The sequence below is a fragment of the Nocardia sp. NPDC005978 genome, from assembly GCF_040614455.1.
Classification (GTDB): domain Bacteria; phylum Actinomycetota; class Actinomycetes; order Mycobacteriales; family Mycobacteriaceae; genus Nocardia.
In genome coordinates this window covers 1-15,185 of the sequence record NZ_JBEXUS010000049.1, presented here as the reverse complement: position 1 = coordinate 15,185, position 15,185 = coordinate 1, and the positions used below count along the sequence as shown (strand labels likewise).

Sequence of the window (15,185 nt, the reverse complement as noted above, 5' to 3'; positions counted from 1 at the left end):
GGCGGTGGTGGCGGTTCCACACCGCGCGCGGGCGGCACCGTGTGCGGCGACTCCCACCGCGAACCCGGCGCCGGCGGCCCCTGCCACCAATCCGCCTGCACGTCGGTCCGATCCGGATCACTCCGGTCTCGTTCGTCACCGGTCATCACGGACCCCCTTCCGGACGATCCCCGCCCGGCCCCGCCCGCTAGATCGGGCGGATCGAGGCGAGCAGTTTCTTCGCCGTCGCCGTATCCACCGAGCCCGCCACCCCGGTGTCGGCCGCGATGGTGAACACGAACGCGCCCTCCTCACCCGGGAAGGCGAAGGTGTAGACGGTGAACGTGGAAGCGCAGCCCGCGGTCTGCACCGGCGCGCTGCCCTTGAACTCCTGGTAGATCCCGGACAGCTCACCGCCGGACGAGGAAAACGCCTCGGCCGCACCTGGAGTCGCGCCCGTGGTGGTCGGCCAGCCGATCCGGCTCAGCTTCGTGCCGATGTCCGCCGCGGCCTTGCCCGGATCGGTTTCCACCGACTGACTCAGAAAGATGTTGGTGCGCACGTAATCCGGGCAGTAGTCGACGCCGTCCTGCGCCAGCCCCGCGATCGGAATCTGATCGGCGCCCTCGCCGATCGTGGACTGCGCCGACCGATCGACCGCCCAGCTCTTCGGAATGTCGTACGCCGCACCGTTATCCGGAATCGACACCACCTGGTAGCCGGGGATCACCGCTGTCGGCGCACCCGCCTTGGTGGTGCTGGACTTGGGCGCGGTCGGCTTGGCCGACGGCGAATTCTCGGTGGTGAGCGCGCTGATCAGCGAGGGCGTCGTCTTCGACTGCGCCGACGGCTCGTCCGAGCTCCCGTTCACCAGCACCACGGTCACCACCGCGCCGATGATCGCCACCACCAGCACGCCGATGCCCGCGAACAACCAGCCCTTGTTGCCGCCGCCGCCACCGGGAGGCGCGCCGTACGGCTGCTGCGGCGGCTGCTGCCCGTACCCCGGCTGCCCGTACGCGGGCTGCTGCCCGTACCCCGCCCCGTAGGCCGGTTGCGCCGGCGCGGACTGATACGGCTGCTGCCCCGAATACGGCTGCTGCTGATACGGATCGGGCCCCGGCCCGTACTGCTGCCCACCCGGGAACGGCGTGGTCGGCTGCGCCACCCAGGTCGGATCAGCCTGCTGCGCACCGGGATTGCTCCCCGACGGCGGATTCTGCTGCCACGGCGAATCCGCCGCGGGCGTACCCTGCCACCAGTTCGGATCCGGCCCGCCGGCGGCCGGATCATCATTGCGGTCATTACCACTGGTCACGGTTTTGTCCCCGTCCTCGACTACATACCGCGTTGTATATCGCTGTAAACGCCTATCGCGCGACAGCCTCCGGCGCGGTACGCCCGCGGCCCGATTCCGAGACCGGCTTCTTGGGCGGAGCGCCGACCAGGGTCACCAGGGTCGCCTCCGGACGGCAGCAGAAGCGGTACGGCGCCCACGGCGAGGTGCCGAGCCCGGCCGAGACGTGCAGGCGCATATGGGCGCCCCACTTCGACGGCCCCTTGACCCGCGCCCGGTCGATCCCGCAATTGGTCACCAGCGCGCCGAAGCCCGGCAGCACCAGCTGGCCGCCGTGCGTGTGCCCGGCCATGACCAGGTCGTACCCGTCGGCCGCGAAGCGATCCAGCACGCGCGGCTCGGGGGAGTGGGTGAGCCCGATGCTCAAGTCCGCAAGCGGATTCGGCGCCCCGGCCACCGTGTCGTAGCGATCACGCCGCAAATGCGGATCGTCCACGCCCGCCGTCGAGATCCGCACCCCGGACACCTCGATGTCGCGGCGCACGTGCGTCAGATCCAGCCAGCCCCGCTCGGTGAACGCCGCCCGCATGTCCTGCCAGGGCAGCGGATCACCCATGACCCGCTTGTGGTCCTTCTTGAAGTACTTCAGCGGGTTCTTGGGCACCGGCGCGAAATAGTCGTTGGACCCGAACACGAACAATCCCGGCCGGCCCAGCAGCCCGCCCAGCGCCTGCACCACCGCGGGCACCGACTTCATGTGCGAGAGATTGTCGCCGGTGTTCACCACCAGGTCCGGTTCCAGCCGGTCCAGTTCGCGCAGCCAGGCCTGTTTCAACTTCTGGCCGGGCATCATGTGCAGGTCGGAGATGTGCAGCACCCGCAGCGACGGCTTGCCCGGCTCCAGCACCGGCAGCGTCGCTTCGCGCAGGGTGAAAGCGTTGCGCTCGATGAGCGTCGCGTAACCGATTCCGGCGACGGCGGTCCCCGCGGCGCCCAGGGCGGTACGGCGGAGGGTGGCGGTCGAGATGACGGGCATTCGCCCAGAATAGGCGACCCGCAGAAAATGCGTACAGCGTCGCGGGTGTTCAGCGGTACCGTGGCGGCCATGTCGGAACTCAAATCCAAGCTGCGGGCCGATCTCACCACCGCGATGAAGGCCAAGGACGCGCTGCGCCTGAACACAGTGCGCATGCTGCTGGCCGCCATCCAGACCGCCGAGGTCGCGGGTTCGCAGGCGCGGGAACTCTCCGATACCGAGGTGCTCGCGGTGCTGGCCAAGGAGGCCAAGAAGCGCAACGAAGCCGCCGTCGTCTACGAGCAGGCCGGGCGTGGTGAACTCGCCGCCAACGAGCGCGCCGAAGAGGCCGTCATCGACGAGTACCTGCCGACCCAGCTCACCGAGGCCGAGGTCGCCGACATCGCCGACACCGCCATCGCGCAGGTTGCCGAGGAGAACGGCGAGCGCCCGGGCATGCGCCAGATGGGCCAGGTCATGAAGATCGCCACCGCGCTGGCCGCGGGCCGCGCCGACGGCACCCGCGTCTCCAAGGCCGTGAAAGACCGGCTGTGAGCTCGAACACCCGCGCCTGAAGGCCGCGAACGACCGAGGCCCCTCGCCAGTGGCGAGGGGCCTCGTGTCATCTCGGGAACCGGTGTCCGCGCCGGTGTGCCGGGCGCGGTCTCCGGTCAGCGCGGAATCGGGATCGGAATCGGGATCGGCGGCAACCGGGGAATGGTTATTCCGGGCAACCCGGGCACCGAGGGCGCCGGCTGATCCGGTTGCGGCGCCGGCCGCATGGTGCCGTCGCTGACGTAGATGGTGATCACCGAACCCGGGATCGCCGACCCGTCCGGCGACATGCTCACCACGGTGCCCTTACCCGCGCCGGGCGCCGAGGCCACCGACACCTGGAAGCCCGCCGCGATCAGCTTCGCGTTCGCCTCGCCCTGCTGCAGGCCGATGACGTCCGGAATCTGCGCGTTGTTCGAGCCGCGCACGTACTTGTCGTCCAGCGGCGGCAGCCCCGGCGGCGGGAACTTCCCGAGCACGTCCCGGACCGCGGCCAGCCACGATCGAGCCGGCTCGTTACCGCCGAACAGGTCGCCGCTGCCGCAGTTCCGCAGCGGGAACGAGCAGATCTCGCCCGGGGTCGGGCTGTCGCCGTAGATATAGGCCGAACCGGCCAGCGAGTTGGTGAACGCCAGGAACGCCGAGGACCGGTGGCTCTCGGTGGTACCCGTCTTGGCCGAGAGCGGCGCGTTCCAGTTCACGGCCCGGGCCGCGCCCGCCGCCGTGCCGCTGATGTCGTCCTTGCTCATGGCGTTGGCCAGGGTGTTGGCCAGACCCGGCTCCACGACCTGCTCGCACGCCTGCTGGGTGAGCGGAACGTTCTTGCCGCTGCGATCCACCACCTCGCGGATCGGGGTGGGCGGGCACCACTTGCCGCCGGAGGCGATGGTCGCCGCCACGTTCGACAGCTCCAGCGGATTGATCGCGACCGGACCCAGGGTGAACGAGCCCAGGTTCTGGTCCTTGATCATGTCCGCCAGGCTCTGGTTGCCGTGGCCCGAGGTGCCGGGCTGGGTGTAGGACCGCATGCCCAGGCGCACCGCCATATCGACGGTCGGGGCCACGCCCACATCGCGAATCAGCTTGACGAACGCGGTGTTCGGGGAGGTCGCGAGCGCCTCGGTCACCGACATCGGCGACTTGTACTTGCCCGCGTTCTCGACGCAGTAGGTCGCGGCCGGACAGCCCTTCGCGCCGCCGTTGCCCATGCCCTGGGCCTCGAAGCGGCCGGGCACGTCCAGCTGGGCGTTGATGCCCAGGCCCTTCTCCATGGCCGCGGCCGTGGTGAAGAGCTTGAAGATCGAGCCCGCACCGTCGCCGACCAGCGAATACGGCTGCGGCTGCACGGTCTGATTGGCGTTGCCGTCCAGGCCGTAGGTGCGGCTGGAGACCATGGCGAGCAGCGGATGCGAATCCTGGCCGGGGCTCACGATGTTCATGACCTGGGCGATGTCGCCGAGGTTCGGATCGGCGTTCTGCACCACCGCGGCCTTGGCCGAGTTCTGGACGTCGGGGTCCAGCGTGGTGCGGATCAGGTAGCCGCCCTTGTCGATCTGATCCCGGGTGATGCCGGCGTTGGCCAGGTACTGCAGCGCGTAATCGCAGAAGAACCCGCGATCCTGCGCCGCGATGCAGCCGCGCGGCAGGCCCTTGGGCTCGGGCAGCACGCCCAGCGGCTCGGACTTGGCCGCACGGAACTTCTCGGCCTGATTCGGGACGTTCTGGATCAGGGTGTCCAGCACGGTGTTCCGGCGCTCGAGCACGCCCTTGGGGTTGGTGTACGGGTTCAGTTTGGAGCTGGACTGCACCATGCCCGCGAGCATCGCCGACTGCACGATGTCGAGGTTCTTGGCATCGATGCCGAAGTAGGTCTGCGCGGCGTCCTGGATCCCGTAGGAGGAGTTGCCGAACGGCACCAGGTTCAGATACCTGGTGAGGATCTCGTCCTTGGTGAGCTCCTTCTCCAGCGTCATCGCCATGCGGATTTCGCGGATCTTGCGGGCGGGGGTGGTCTCGATGGCGGCGCGGCGCTCGGCGTCGGTCTTGGCCACCACGAGCAGCAGGTAGTTCTTCACGTACTGCTGGTCGATGGTGGAACCGCCCTGCTGGACCTCGCCGCCGGAGGTGTTGGTCAGGAAGGCCCGGAAGGTGCCCTGCCAGTCCACACCGCCGTGGTCGGCGAAGCGCTTGTCCTCCACCGAGACCAGCGCGAGCTTCATGTCATTGGAGATCTGGTCGCTGGGCACCTCGAATCGGCGCTGCTCGTACAGCCACGCGAACGGCGTGCCGTTCACATCGACCATCGTCGACACCGCCGGGACCGTGCCTTCCACCAGTTCGGCGGAGACATTGTCTACGGCGTCGGCGGCTCGGTTGGAGATATACCCGAAACCGCCGGCGAGGGGGAACAGCAACCCGGCGAGGAGGACGGCTGCCAGCGTGCAGCTGCCGGCCAGTCTCGCGAGCGTTCGTGTGATCGGCACGAGCCCTAGCCTAATTGCCCTTTCCGTCGCCCGGCGTCCGCCCGGGGCGGGTGTCCATTCGCCGTAAAGGTGCCGACTGACCGGTTTTTGGTGACGAATGCGTGGACGGGCGTACCAGAAAATCTCGGGACGGTCTTGCGCTTGCCACGCCTCATTACCTAGATTGAGAACCCAGTGTGATAGAGCTAACACTCAAAGTGGAATGTGGTGCAGTTCGCAGTGGGGTTGGGTATCTGCGCGCTGCACACGCGATTCTGGAGCGCCGTGACCCGGTGTTCGGACTGCAAAGGGGCACACCAAATGCATATGACTACCCCGATCGCTCGACTGGACGTGGAGCAGGCCGAAGCACGTATTGCCTGGGTTGCCCAGGCCCGATGCAAGGAAGTGGATCCCGACCAGCTCTTCGTGCGCGGTGCAGCGCAGCGCAAAGCGGCCACCATCTGCCGGCACTGCCCGGTCCTGATGGAGTGCGGCGCCGATGCCCTCGACAACCGAGTCGAGTTCGGCGTGTGGGGCGGCATGACCGAACGCCAGCGCCGGGCGCTGCTCAAGCAGCACCCGGAGGTGACCTCCTGGTCCGACTTCTTCCGGGTCCAGAGGACGCAGAAAGTCGCCATGTAACTCGTATTCCCCAAAGCAGAACGGACCGAGCCCGCGATTGCGGGCTCGGTCCGTTTCCGGGACAAGAACGGGCAAAAACGCCTCTTCGGGCACTCAGCCCCCGGTTTGCCAGACCGGTTGACGCTTTTTCACGACGCCCGTCACGCCGGGCGTGTCGCGGTACCCGCGGCGGCCAGTTGATCGGCGACGGCGCGCAGCGCCTCGACGTCGGCGACCTCGAACGGGAGCGAGGTCACCGCCGCGATCGGCACCCGCGGGTGCGCGCCGGTGAACCGTTGCAGCAGATGCTGTTCGCGCTTGGCGGTCAGCGCCCGCTGCGCGTGGATGCGCAGGACGGCGGCGGCCAGCGCGGCGGGCGACTCGGCGTCCTCCTCGGCCGCCCCCGCCGGAGCCAGCCGATCGGCGGCGACCTGTGCCTGCTCCGCCGAGAGCGAGCTGAGCACCGGGTGGGTGCGGTTCAGCACCAGCCCGGCCAGCGGCATCTTGTCGGTGGAGAGCCGGTCCACGAAGAACGAGGCCTCGCGCAGCGCGTCCGGCTCGGCCGCCGCGACCACGATGAAGTGCGTGCCCGGGCGCGACAGCATCGCGTAGGTGCGGTCCGCGCGATCCTGGAACCCGCCGAACATGGACTCCAGCGACTGCAGGAACACCGAGGCGTCCTTGAGCAGTTGCCCGCCGACGATGGTCGAAACGCCGCGCAGCGCCAGGCTCATCGCGCCGGCGACCAGCTTCCCGACCCCGCGGCCCGGGGCCATGATGACCCGGATCATCTTGCCGTTGAGGAAGTTACCCAGGCGCTTGGGCGCGTCCAGGAAGTCCAGGGCGTTGCGGGACGGGGGAGTGTCGACCACGATCAGGTCCCACTCCTTCTTGCTCGCCAGCTGTCCCAGCTTCTCCATCGCCATGTACTCCTGGGTGCCACCGAAGGAGGACGCGACGGTCTGATAGATCGGATTGGCGAAGATCTGCTCCGCCTTGTCCGGGCTGGTGTGCTCGAGCACCATCTCGTCGAAGGTGCGGCGCATGTTCAGCATCATGGCGAACAGCTGGCCCTTCGCGCCCTCGGCCAGCTCGACCTGCTGCGGCGTGTTGCCCAGGTCGCTGACCCCGAGCGACTGCGCCAGCCGGCGCGCCGGGTCGATGGTCAGCACCACGACCTTGCGACCCGCCTCGGCGGCCCGCAGCGCGATGGCCGCGGCGGTGGTGGTCTTGCCGACGCCGCCGGAGCCGCAGCACACCACGATGCGCGCGTTCGGGTCGGCGATGACCTTGTTGATGTCCAGGGGGACGGTGGCAGCCGGAACGATCATGGTCAGCGGACTCCCTGTGCGCTCAAGTGCTCGGCCAGCTCGTAGAGCCCGCCCAGGTCGATGCCGTCGGCCAGCGACGGCAGGTACAACCGGGAAACATCGACCCGCGCGAGATCGGCGGCGTTCTCGTCCTGCGCCTGCAGTCGCGCGGAGTGCTCGACGGTCTCCTCGACCAGGCCCTGGAAATCGTCCTCGGACAGCGTGATTCCGGCCTCGGTGAGCCCGGCGCGCAGTGCGTCGGTGTCGAGCTGGCCCTCGGCGGCCTTGGCGCGCAGCTCGCGCGGGAGCAGTCCCTCGCTGGCGCGGTTCACGATGACGGTGCCGATGTTGAGGTCGTTGGCGGTGAGCTCGGCGACCGCGTCGGCGGTCTCCTGCACCGGCAGCGCCTCGAGCAGGGTCACCAGGTGGATCATGGTCTGGGGCGAGTGCAGGAGCTTGGAGACCCCGTCCGCCTGGGTCTGGATCGGCCCGCCGCCGGCGATCTCCGCCATGGCCTGGGTGACGTCCAGGAAGCTCGCGATACGGCCCGTGGGCGGGGCGTCGATGACTATTTCGTCATACACCGGTTTACCCGCCTTGTCGGCGCGGACGGCGCACTCCTTGATCTTGCCGGTCAGGATGACGTCGCGCAGGCCCGGTGCGATCGTGGTGACGAACTCGATCGCGCCCACCCGGCGCATGGCCCGGCCGGCGAAGCCCAGGTTGTAGAACATGTCCAGGTATTCCAGGAAGGCGTGTTCCACGTCCAGTGCCAGGGCGAGTACCTCGCCGCCGCCGTCGGCGGCCGCGATGCGAGTCTCGGTGGGCGGCAAGGGCGGCAGGTCGAAGAGCTGGGCGATGGACTGTCTGCCCTCGACCTCGACCAGCAGCACGCGGCGGCCCCCCGCCGCGAGTGCCAGCGCCAATGCGGCCGCGACGGTGGACTTCCCGGTTCCCCCCTTTCCGGACACGTAGTGCAGGCGGGCCTTGTCCGCCCGCTCCGGCCAACCTGCTTCGACCCCCGGCTCAACCGAAACGGGCACTGCTATCGGTACTCCCACGCTCGCGAGCCTATAACCCGTTCCTCGTTCCTGCCCATAGGTGACGCCAACTGTCTGATACACCACTTCTGAAAATCGGATTTCCCGATGGCGCAGCGCAGTCCGGAGGTCCCGGGGAATCCGACCGGCCCGGCCGGGGCTAACCTCACCTCATGAGTGAGTTGACCGCTTGGGAATACGCGACCGTGCCGCTGTTGACGCATGCCACCAAGGCGATCCTGGACCAGTGGGGCTCCGACGGCTGGGAGCTCGTCTCCGTCCTGCCCGGGCCGACCGGTGAGCAGCACGTCGCCTACCTGAAGCGCCCCAAGAAGTGAGCGCCCCCGCGACCGAGTGGGCGGCGAACCTCGACAAGCTCGGGTTCGCCATCCCCGCGGTGGCCGCGCCGGTGGCCTCGTACATTCCGGCCATCCGCACCGGCAACCTGGTCTACACCTCGGGTCAGCTGCCGTTCGTGGACGGGCAGCTCTCGATCACCGGCAAGGTCGGCGCCGAGGTGAGCACCGAGCAGGCCGCCGAGGCCGCGCGGCTGTGCGCCCTCAACGCCCTGGCCGCGGTGCACGCGCTGGTCGGCCTCGACAACGTGGTGCGGATCGTCAAGGTCGTCGGATTCGTGAACTCCGCACCGGGTTACACCGATCAGCCGGTCGTCATCAACGGCTCCTCGGACTTCCTCGGCGCGGTCTTCGGCCCCGCGGGCGTGCACGCGCGCTCGGCCGTCGGCGTCTCCGAGCTCCCCAAGAACACCCCGGTGGAAGTCGAACTGATCGCCGAGGTTCGCTGACGTTTCACCCGGCGCACGTCACGCGTGGCGTGCGCCACCCGCCAATCTAATTGGCGCACAATAGAAGCGCAGTGAGACAAAGCATGGACACGCAGCCTCGCCCGCGTTAGGACCAAGGTATGACCCTCACTCACCCCGCGTATGAGCAACTGCGGCAAGTGACCCCGTCCGCCGCCGTCGTGCTGGCCGACAATCCCAGCGGAATGACGTTGCAGGGCACCAATACCTGGCTCCTGCGCGCACCCGGCCACACCGGCTGGGTGGTGGTGGACCCGGGGCCCAAGGACCGCGAGCACACCGCCGCGATCGTGCGCGCGACCGGCGGCGACGTCGCGCTGATCCTCATCACGCACGAGCACGCCGATCACACCGGCGGCATCGATCACCTGGTCGAGGCCACCGGAAGTCCGGTGCGCGCCAAGGCTTCCAAGTTCCTGCGCGGCGCGGGCACGAACCTGTCCGACGGCGAGGTGATCGAGGCCGCCGGCCTGCGCATCACCGTGCTGGCCACCCCCGGCCATACCGAGGACTCGCTGAGCTTCCTCGTCGACGGCCCGGACGACGCCGACGCGGCCCTGATCACCGGCGACACCGTCCTCGGTTCGGGCACGACCGTGCTCGAATCCCGCGACGACGCCCTGGCCGATTACCTGGAGTCCCTGCGCCGCCTGGCCGAGGCCGCCCCCGGCCGCGTGCTGCTGCCCGCGCACGGCCCGGACCACGCGGACGCGCTGCCGGTCATCGACTACTACATGAAGCATCGCGAGGAGCGCCTGAACCAGGTGCGGGCCGCGCTCGCCGAACTCGGCCCGGACGCCGGATCGCTGCGCATCGTCGCCAAGGTCTACGCGGACGTGGACAAGCGGCTGTGGCCCGCGGCCCGCAGCTCGGTGAAAGCTCAACTCGCCTACATCCGCGCCCACGGCTGATCCACCCACGCGGCGGTATGCCGCCGAAACCGGATCGGCCGTCACCTGATCCGGGCCGTGCGTTTCGGCCCGGCTGCCCACCTCGGGGGTCGAGGCGGATCGATCGCCGCGGTCGCAACCGGCGTGCAAACATGTCTGGACCGGCCGCCAGCTCTGATGGCGACCGGTCCAGAGACGTTGTGCGAGTTGTAGCTACCGCGCGCGGCGGGCCAGGCGCTCCGAGTCGGAGATCAGCACGCTCTTGCCCTCGAGCCGCAGCCAGCCGCGATGCGCGAAGTCGGCCAGGGCCTTGTTCACGGTTTCGCGCGAGGCGCCGACCAGCTGGGCGATCTCTTCCTGGGTCAGGTCGTGGGTCACGCGCAGCGCGCCCGCTTCCTGGGTGCCGAACCGCTGGGCGAGCTGCAGCAGCGCCTTGGCAACACGACCGGGCACATCGGTGAAGATGAGGTCGGCCAGGTTGTTGTTGGTGCGGCGCAGACGGCGGGCGAGGACCCGCAGCAGCTGCTCGGCGATCTCCGGGCGCTGGTCGATCCACGCCTTGAGCGCGTCCCGGTCCATGGTGACCGCGCGGACCTCGGTGACGGTGGTGGCCGTCGAGGTGCGCGGGCCCGGATCGAAGATCGACAGCTCACCGAACATGTCCGACGGGCCCATGATGGTCAGCAGGTTCTCACGACCGTCGGGGGACCGACGGCCGATCTTCACCTTGCCGGAGGTGATGATGTAGAGCCGGTCACCGGGCTCGCCCTCGTTGAAGATCACGTGACCGCGCGGGAAGTCCACTGGCTGAAGTTGTTTGGCGAGAGCCGCCACCGCGGTGGGCTCGACGCCTTGGAAGATGCCTGCTCTGGCGAGGGCCTCGTCCACGAATGTGCTCCTTATGGGAAATGGCTCTGTCCTCGACCGAAGCGAGTCGGCCGACAGTGCAGTCTACTTTGCAATATGTCCGGGTAGTGATAGACACCACGCAGCGCGCCCATTCTCCGACACGCGGCGCCCGTTTACCGGACACGCAAAGACGGTTTTCCGACACGCGAGGTTCAATCTAGCGACACGCCGTCGGCGCGGTGTGAGGAAGATCAGAATACGTGCTGTCGGATCGCACCGGACACCCCGCGGGCCGGGCGGGGGAGCACCGGGAAAATCGACGGAAATCGGCTCAGCTGGCCTGGGCCACGTCGAGGCCCTTGGCTGCCGGGCGAGCCCGGCGCGGGCGCGCGGCCGCTGCCGGCAGACCCAGTTTGGTGAGGTCGTTGACCTCGGCATTCGTGGCTCGGTCCAGGTACTGCTGGACCTCGGGATCGGGCTCGAGGAGCTTGCGAAGCCGGTTCTCGACCCGTTCCATCACCAACGCGAACAGCATGAGCGCTATCGGAAACAGCACCACGGCGAGTCCTTGCATAGGGGTGAGTAAACACGCCGAAGGTCTCAGATGGAACACGGGGAGTGCGCAGCCCGGTTGATGCGTCCGGGTGGTTCCGTAAGGTGGACGCGTGCGTGTCTCACCATCCAGCGCGGCCGCTCCCGGGGCCGATTCCGGCCCGTCCGCCGTCCCTACCAGCGACGCGGCGGTTCCGGCGAAAACGGCGCGCGGTGCGCTCACACCCGCCGGCGGCAAGGCGAAGTCCCGCGCGAAGGAAACGCACACCGGACTCGTCCGCCGGGCTCGCCGGATGAACCGGACACTGGCCCTGGCTTTCCCGGACGCCCACTGTGAGCTGGACTTCACCACTCCGCTGGAGCTCGCGGTGGCCACGATCCTGTCGGCCCAATGCACCGATGTGCGCGTGAATCTGACCACACCCGCGCTTTTCGCCAAGTATCGCAGCGCCCGCGACTACGCCGAGGCGAACCGGACCGAGCTCGAGGAGTTCATCCGGCCCACCGGTTTCTACCGGAACAAGACCTCCTCGTTGATCGGCCTGGGCCAGGCGCTGGTCGAGCGCTACGACGGCGAACTCCCGCACACGCTGGCGCAGCTCGTGGAGCTGCCCGGCATCGGCCGCAAGACGGCCAACGTCATCCTCGGCAATGCCTTCGGCGTGCCCGGCATCACCGTCGACACCCACTTCGGCCGGTTGGTGCGGCGCTGGGGCTGGACCGCGGAAGAGGATCCGGTGAAGGTCGAGCACATCGTCGGCGCGCTCATCGAGCGCAGGGACTGGACGATGCTCTCGCACCGGGTGATCTTCCACGGCCGCCGTGTGTGCCACGCCCGCAAGCCCGCGTGCGGCGCCTGCGTGCTGGCCAAGGACTGTCCGTCGTACGGGACCGGCCCGACCGATCCCGCCACGGCCGCCGCGCTGGTCAAGGGTCCCGAGACCGAACATCTGCTCGAACTGGTGGGCCTGTGAGAGCTGTGTTCTCCCGGAACGGCGTTCGCGGGGGGTGGGCGGTGGCGGCGGTGTGCGCGGTGCTGGCCGTTTCCGGCTGCGGCGGCGCGGCCGAGAGCCCGGCCGGTGGCGGCGGCCCGGCTCCGGCGGGCAAGAGCGTGACCGACGAGGAACGAGCCTTCGCGAAACTCGCGCCCTGCCCCGTGCCCTCCGGTGCACCGGCCGACGCGGGCTCTCCGCTGGCGGGCCTGACCCTGGAATGCCTGGCGGATGGCAAGCCGATGCCGCTGACCACCGCTTTGGCCGGAAAACCGGCGCTGCTCAACCTGTGGGCCTACTGGTGCGGACCGTGCGCGGAGGAACTGCCGCTGCTGCAACAGTTCTCGGATCGGGCGGCCGGCGCGGTCACGGTGCTCACCGTGCACAGTGATCCCGGGGCGGGCAAAGCGCTGTCCCGGCTGATCGGTCTCGATAATCATCTGCCCGGCGTGCAGGATCCGAAGATCGAGGTGCGCAAGGCGATCGGCGCACCCGCGGTACTGCCCATCTCGGTGCTCGTGCGCGCCGACGGTTCCGTCGCCAAACTCGTGGTGCGCCCGTTCAAGAGTGTGGACGACATCGCCGACACCGTCGCGGCCGAATTGGGCGTGCGGGCGTGAGTGGCTGTGCGGCAGCCGGGTTCTCCCGCGCCGAGCGCCCCCGCGTACGGGCCTGTTCCGGCCGAACGGTCACCGTGTGAGTGCGCCCGCTGCAGGATGTAGACGTAGTACTTTGTGCTGCTTGGTGTTCGCCGGTTACTCCGGTGCAAACGTGGGTTCGGGAGTGTGGGCATGAGACCAGAGGCGCCTGCGGGCCCTGTTCCGGAGTGGTTGCGCGGGGTGGCCGAGCACGAACCGGCCGATCCGACCGGCGTCAATCCGGTCCTGCGCCGCAGCACCATGCGCCGCTTCGCCGCCGCGGTGACCTCTCCCCGCGAAGCCTCGGTCCTGGTGCTGTTCGGCGGTTCGCCGGACCCGGATCCCGAAGCGCTGGGCGGACTTCCCGCCGACGCGGACGTGCTGCTGACCCAGCGCGCGGCGACCCTGCGCCAGCACAGCGGTCAGGTGGCCTTTCCCGGCGGCGGCGTCGAGCCGCAGGACGACGGCCCGATCAGCACGGCGCTGCGCGAAGCGGAGGAAGAGACGGGGCTGGATCCGGCGAGCGTGCAGCCGCTGTCTATTCTGCCCAAGATCTTCGTGCCGCCTTCGCGGTTCGATGTGACGCCGGTGGTCGCGTATTGGCGAACCCCCGGCGAGGTGGGTGTGGTGAGCGAAACCGAGGCTTCGCGCGTGGTGCGCGTGCCGATCGCGGACCTCATCGATCCCGCCAACCGTTTCGTGGTGCGACATCCGCTGGGTTACATGGGTCCGGCCTTCACGGTGGACGGCATGCTGGTGTGGGGTTTCACCGCGGGCGTGCTCGCCGGACTGCTCGCGGTGTCCGGCTGGGAACACGAATGGGACCATCACGATGTGCGTGATCTGCAGGCCTCGCTGGCCGCGGTAGGGATGACGTTATGACGGCCTCGGCCTGGCTCGACATTGGGATCGTGATTCTGGCGCTGCTGGCGGCCACCTCCGGGTGGCGGCAGGGCGCCGTCGCTTCGGCGCTGGCCTTCCTGGGCGTGGTGCTGGGCGCGGTGGCGGGCATCCTCATCGCCCCGCACATTCTCGTGCACCTGAGCGAGGGCCGCTCGCGGGTGCTGGTCGGCGTGCTGCTCATCGTGGCGCTGGTGATCGTCGGCGAGGTGGCGGGCATGGTGCTGGGCCGGGCGGCCCGCAGTGGCATGCGCGATCCGTTCACCCGCAGCGTGGACAGCGTGGTGGGCGCGGGCCTGCAGATGGCGGCGGTCATGGCCACCGCCTGGTTGCTGGCGCTGCCGCTGGCGAACTCCTCGCAGCCGGGAATCGCGGCCGCGGTCAAGAACTCCCGGGTGCTCATCAACGTGGATCATGTCGCGCCGGACTGGCTGCGCAAGGTCCCGAACGAGTTCTCCAATCTGCTCAATACTTCCGGGCTGCCGGATGTGATCGGGCCGTTCGGCCGGGTGCCCATCACCGCGGTCGAGCCGCCCGACGCGGGCATCCTGCAGTTGCCGGTGGCCCAGTCGCTGCAGGGCAGTGTGCTGCGGATCCGCGGCATCGCGCCGAGTTGCCAACGGCAGCTGGAAGGTTCGGGCTTCGTGGTCGCGCCCGAGCGCATCATGACCAACGCGCACGTGGTCGCCGGAACCACCAGCGTGAGCGTGGATACCGCGCGCGGCGCGCTCGATGCCACGGTGGTGCTGTTCGATCCGTCCAAGGACATCGCGATTCTGGCGGTACCGGGCCTGGACTCGCCGGTGATTCCGCTGGCTCCCGCGCCCGCCAACTCCGGGGAGAGTGCGATCGTGCTCGGCTACCCGGGCGGCGGCCGCTACACGGCCAGCGCGGCCCGCGTGCGTGAGACGCTGGAACTCAAGGGCCCCAACATCTATCGCGACAACAATGTCGAGCGCGAGGTCTACACCGTGCGCGGGCAGGTCCGGGCGGGCAATTCCGGTGGGCCGCTGGTGGATACCGACGGCAACATCCTCGGTGTGGTCTTCGGCGCGGCCGTCACCGACGACGACACCGGCTACGTGCTGACCCTCGAGGAGGTGCGCCCGGAGGTGAATGCCGCTCCGGGAGCGAATGCTTCGGTCGGAACGGGCAGCTGCGTGCTGAGCTGATCGACTACGCGCGAACGCGAGGCCGGGGATCTGGCCCCGGGGTCGACGGTGGTGCTGGTCGGCTACGGCCTGGCGCCCTCCACCCTC

At 69.0% G+C, this 15,185-nt stretch carries 16 protein-coding genes; 9 read left to right on the top strand and 7 right to left on the bottom strand.

Annotation, left to right across the window (positions count from 1 at the left end; genetic code table 11):
• Window positions 1–187: 187 nt before the first annotated feature.
• Window positions 188–1,297, bottom strand: coding sequence for a hypothetical protein (locus ABZ319_RS22280; RefSeq protein WP_354988379.1), 1,110 nt, complete (start codon window positions 1,295–1,297; stop codon window positions 188–190).
• Window positions 1,298–1,349: 52 nt separating this feature from the next.
• Window positions 1,350–2,312: a metallophosphoesterase gene (locus tag ABZ319_RS22275; protein WP_354988378.1), complete on the bottom strand. Its 963-nt coding sequence runs from the start codon at window positions 2,310–2,312 to the stop codon at window positions 1,350–1,352.
• A 69-nt stretch (window positions 2,313–2,381) separates the two neighbouring features.
• Here ABZ319_RS22275 and ABZ319_RS22270 point away from each other — a divergent pair, with 69 nt between their 5' ends.
• Window positions 2,382–2,846: a GatB/YqeY domain-containing protein gene (locus tag ABZ319_RS22270; RefSeq protein WP_354988377.1), complete on the top strand. Its 465-nt coding sequence runs from the start codon at window positions 2,382–2,384 to the stop codon at window positions 2,844–2,846.
• A gap of 116 nt (window positions 2,847–2,962) precedes the next feature.
• On the opposite strand, the gene ABZ319_RS22265 is transcribed toward ABZ319_RS22270, so the two are convergent.
• Window positions 2,963–5,329 (bottom strand): penicillin-binding protein, encoded by a 2,367-nt coding sequence (locus ABZ319_RS22265; protein ID WP_354988376.1) that lies wholly within the window; start codon window positions 5,327–5,329, stop codon window positions 2,963–2,965.
• 300 nt (window positions 5,330–5,629) lie between these two features.
• Here ABZ319_RS22265 and ABZ319_RS22260 point away from each other — a divergent pair, with 300 nt between their 5' ends.
• Window positions 5,630–5,953, top strand: coding sequence for a WhiB family transcriptional regulator (locus ABZ319_RS22260; protein ID WP_354988375.1), 324 nt, complete (start codon window positions 5,630–5,632; stop codon window positions 5,951–5,953).
• Between the two features lie 140 nt (window positions 5,954–6,093).
• On the opposite strand, the gene ABZ319_RS22255 is transcribed toward ABZ319_RS22260, so the two are convergent.
• Together ABZ319_RS22255 and ABZ319_RS22250 are read right to left on the bottom strand one after the other, a co-directional pair.
• Window positions 6,094–7,263, bottom strand: a complete 1,170-nt coding sequence (locus ABZ319_RS22255) for an ArsA family ATPase (RefSeq protein ID WP_354988374.1) — start codon at window positions 7,261–7,263, stop codon at window positions 6,094–6,096.
• Window positions 7,264–7,265: 2 nt separating this feature from the next.
• Window positions 7,266–8,285, bottom strand: coding sequence for an ArsA-related P-loop ATPase (locus ABZ319_RS22250; protein ID WP_354988373.1), 1,020 nt, complete (start codon window positions 8,283–8,285; stop codon window positions 7,266–7,268).
• A gap of 170 nt (window positions 8,286–8,455) precedes the next feature.
• Here ABZ319_RS22250 and ABZ319_RS22245 point away from each other — a divergent pair, with 170 nt between their 5' ends.
• From ABZ319_RS22245 to ABZ319_RS22235, 3 genes are all read left to right on the top strand, one after another.
• Entirely contained in the window at window positions 8,456–8,620 is a 165-nt protein-coding gene (locus ABZ319_RS22245) for a hypothetical protein (RefSeq protein WP_354988372.1), read from the top strand.
• Window positions 8,617–9,087 (top strand): RidA family protein, encoded by a 471-nt coding sequence (locus tag ABZ319_RS22240; protein WP_354988371.1) that lies wholly within the window; start codon window positions 8,617–8,619, stop codon window positions 9,085–9,087. The genes ABZ319_RS22245 and ABZ319_RS22240 overlap by 4 nt, the downstream gene beginning before the upstream one ends.
• 119 nt (window positions 9,088–9,206) lie before the next feature.
• Window positions 9,207–10,016, top strand: a complete 810-nt coding sequence (locus ABZ319_RS22235) for an MBL fold metallo-hydrolase (RefSeq protein WP_354988370.1) — start codon at window positions 9,207–9,209, stop codon at window positions 10,014–10,016.
• A 192-nt stretch (window positions 10,017–10,208) separates the two neighbouring features.
• Here ABZ319_RS22235 and ABZ319_RS22230 read toward each other — a convergent pair whose 3' ends face one another.
• Both ABZ319_RS22230 and ABZ319_RS22225 read right to left on the bottom strand, forming a co-directional pair.
• On the bottom strand, window positions 10,209–10,883 hold the full coding sequence (locus tag ABZ319_RS22230; RefSeq protein ID WP_019044571.1) for a Crp/Fnr family transcriptional regulator: 675 nt from the start codon (window positions 10,881–10,883) through the stop codon (window positions 10,209–10,211).
• A gap of 292 nt (window positions 10,884–11,175) precedes the next feature.
• Window positions 11,176–11,418, bottom strand: coding sequence for a hypothetical protein (locus tag ABZ319_RS22225; RefSeq protein WP_354988369.1), 243 nt, complete (start codon window positions 11,416–11,418; stop codon window positions 11,176–11,178).
• A gap of 91 nt (window positions 11,419–11,509) precedes the next feature.
• Here ABZ319_RS22225 and nth point away from each other — a divergent pair, with 91 nt between their 5' ends.
• The 4 genes from nth (at window position 11,510) to ABZ319_RS22205 (ending at window position 15,098) form a co-directional block, all read left to right on the top strand.
• Window positions 11,510–12,370, top strand: coding sequence for an endonuclease III (nth, locus tag ABZ319_RS22220; RefSeq protein ID WP_354988368.1), 861 nt, complete (start codon window positions 11,510–11,512; stop codon window positions 12,368–12,370).
• Window positions 12,371–12,429: 59 nt separating this feature from the next.
• Window positions 12,430–13,008: a TlpA disulfide reductase family protein gene (locus ABZ319_RS22215; protein ID WP_354988367.1), complete on the top strand. Its 579-nt coding sequence runs from the start codon at window positions 12,430–12,432 to the stop codon at window positions 13,006–13,008.
• 171 nt (window positions 13,009–13,179) lie between these two features.
• The gene (locus ABZ319_RS22210) at window positions 13,180–13,908 is read left to right on the top strand and encodes a CoA pyrophosphatase (RefSeq protein WP_354988366.1); all 729 of its coding nucleotides are present in this window, start codon (window positions 13,180–13,182) and stop codon (window positions 13,906–13,908) included.
• Window positions 13,905–15,098, top strand: coding sequence for a MarP family serine protease (locus tag ABZ319_RS22205; protein WP_354988365.1), 1,194 nt, complete (start codon window positions 13,905–13,907; stop codon window positions 15,096–15,098). Before ABZ319_RS22210 ends, ABZ319_RS22205 begins: the two co-directional genes overlap by 4 nt.
• Window positions 15,099–15,185 lie beyond the last annotated feature (87 nt).